We start from the raw sequence: 390 nt of genomic DNA, 5'->3' as shown, positions 1-390 counted from the left end.
CGCCGGTAAGCGACTGGACATGTGGCGCTGGTATTGACGCGGTATCGGAAAATGATCTGGATACGCTTGCCGCGATTTTCCCGAGCGGCGTCAATAAAGCAGCGATATCGACGAAGGGGCATATCAACATCCGCGAAATTCCGATTGGCTTCCAACTGCCCGACTGGAATCACTGGGTTCCCCGCATTCATCCGAAAGACGCGTGGGGTGATTACTTCACGAACAGCAATCTGAACAAGGAATACGCGGGCGAAGGCACGGGCACGGCGACCTACAACATGCGGGCCCAGCTCGCCAATGGCGGCACCAGCTACGCGCAAGGCAAAACCGGCGACATCTTCAACGACCTCTATTACTGGGGCGTGGAATTCGGCGAACGGTTTGCGCCGC

Annotated in this window: 1 protein-coding gene; it reads left to right on the top strand. The window is 57.4% G+C overall.

Annotation, left to right across the window (positions count from 1 at the left end; genetic code table 11):
• The coding region (locus ACRXB1_RS37425; protein ID WP_449494942.1) for a hypothetical protein at positions 1-390 on the top strand (390 nt) is incomplete at both ends.

This window comes from Caballeronia sp. M23-90, assembly GCF_053574605.1.
The sequence above is the reverse complement of the archived record's forward strand: the minus strand, read 5'-3'. Positions and strand labels throughout refer to the sequence as shown.